This is a genomic window from Ilyobacter sp. (assembly GCF_041583315.1).
Lineage (GTDB): Bacteria > Fusobacteriota > Fusobacteriia > Fusobacteriales > Fusobacteriaceae > Ilyobacter.
The window spans coordinates 1-1,907 of sequence record NZ_JBFHGC010000548.1 but is presented as its reverse complement, the minus strand read 5'-3'; the positions used below and the strand labels follow the sequence as shown (position 1 = coordinate 1,907).

Sequence of the window (1,907 nt, the reverse complement as noted above, 5' to 3'; positions counted from 1 at the left end):
TCTGTTTGTTGTTAAGTTTCTAGGGGCTCTTTCGTGATAATATAGAGGTATTAATCCTGCTTTTTTCTCTATATCAGACTTTATTTCATTACCAATAGGTCCATTTAAAACTTTTCTCATTTGATCAAGATCCCTAAAGGCATAAGGTACAGCCATCAATGCAGCTTTAGGAGCCCAGTTTTGTAAAGTTTCTCCTGTCAAAACCATATCAAGTGTACCAAGCCTAACACTGTTTATCATATCTGTTTCTGATCCTAATTGTCCGTTTGGGAATACTTTTACTATCATTTTCCCACCAGATTTTTTCTCCACCAACTCGGAAAATTTAACAGCTGTCTTATGCCAAATATGATCAGTATTTGCATTATGTCCCAACTTCCACTCTACATTGCTATTCTTCTTTCCAAATAATGCATAGGCATTTTCATTCATAGAAAACATAGCTAAAAAACCTATTAACCCCAATAAAAATAACTTCTTCATAATATACTTCCTCCCAATTTATTATTTTCACTTATGCATTTTTCACACAAGCACTTGTATATTAGTATATGTAACTTTTTTTTAAAAAAAAGTCAAGTTTAAATGTTCTAATTTTGAAAAAAAACACTTTATTAGGTACATTTTTGTGAAAAAATTCCTTTTTTCTTATACAATTGTATTTAAAACTTGATTTTTTATTCAAAAAAAACTAATATACTAGTAAGATTTAGATATATTTTTTTAAAGGGAGGGAAAAATCATGTTTTTAAAAATTGAAACTAAAGATAAAAATGAAAATAATAGAAATTATATATACAAGACATTGAGATACAACATCATGCATTTGTACATAAAACCTGGAGAACTTATCAGCGAAACTGAGTTATGTAAATATTTTAATGTGAGTAGAACCCCAATTAGAGAAGCTTTTATTAAACTATCCGAAGAAAAACTTATTGATATTTACCCACAAAGAGGTAGCTATGTTTCTCGTATAGATTTAAAAATTGTAAAAGAAGGTATTTTTATGAGAAAGTCTCTTGAGAAATCAATTCTTTTTGAATCTACAAAAAAAATTTCAAATGATACTTTAAAAGAATTAAAAAAAATATTGGCTTTTCAGAAGACCTTAGCTGAACTTAACGCCACCTCTTCTGAATTTTTTAATCTAGATAACAAATTTCATGAAACCATATTTAGAGAGTGTTCTATGGAAAGAATTTGGGAGATCATTGACAACATGAATACTCACTACAATCGACTTCGTTTTTTAGATACTACAGAAAAAATGAATACAATTAAAATTATTGAACAACATGAAAAAATAATTGAAATTATAGAGAAAAAAGATATAACCCAAATTGATAGTCTCGTTGACCAACATCTAACTAATATAATGGAAAAAATAAATTTTCTTGCAAAAAAATTCCCAACCTACTTTACTGATATATAATTAATATTAACGATTTTAAAAATTTAGGAGAATATTCCAAATTTAGTGTAAATTTAATATTAGTATTTTTGATAATTAAAAGTTAATCTATTTATCAGTTTGTATTTTCTATACATTTCAAACATGGTCTAAGTGTAATGTCTTCACTTGGACTTTTTTAATTTCTGAAAAAAATATTCCAAAAGAGTCCTTAAAACTACAGTATTCCGTACTCTTTTAAAATCATCTTATAAATTAGTTCAAAATACATATTTACAGACTTTATGAACCATCGGTACAATATATTAATTTAAAAAATGGTAATTTGAACTTAAATTCGAGGTGAAATATGAAAAATAGAGTCAACATACTGTTTCAGGATAAAAAGAGAGTCTGGGCTCACTGGAGAGTGTCAACCTCAAAACAGAGTGAAGGAAGGTGTTAAGATCGCACAAGATCGGCTTAAAAGTGAAAACAAGGAATGGGGAAGACC

Annotated in this window: 2 protein-coding genes; one reads left to right on the top strand and one right to left on the bottom strand. The window is 27.8% G+C overall.

Annotation, left to right across the window (positions count from 1 at the left end; genetic code table 11):
- Positions 1-483: TRAP transporter substrate-binding protein (locus ABZA26_RS14060; RefSeq protein ID WP_372715119.1), on the bottom strand; the 483-nt coding region annotated here is incomplete at its 3' end.
- A 259-nt stretch (positions 484-742) separates the two neighbouring features.
- On the opposite strand from ABZA26_RS14060, the gene ABZA26_RS14055 reads away from it, so the two are divergent.
- Positions 743-1,435, top strand: coding sequence for a GntR family transcriptional regulator (locus tag ABZA26_RS14055; RefSeq protein WP_372715118.1), 693 nt, complete (start codon positions 743-745; stop codon positions 1,433-1,435).
- Positions 1,436-1,907: the final 472 nt, after the last annotated feature.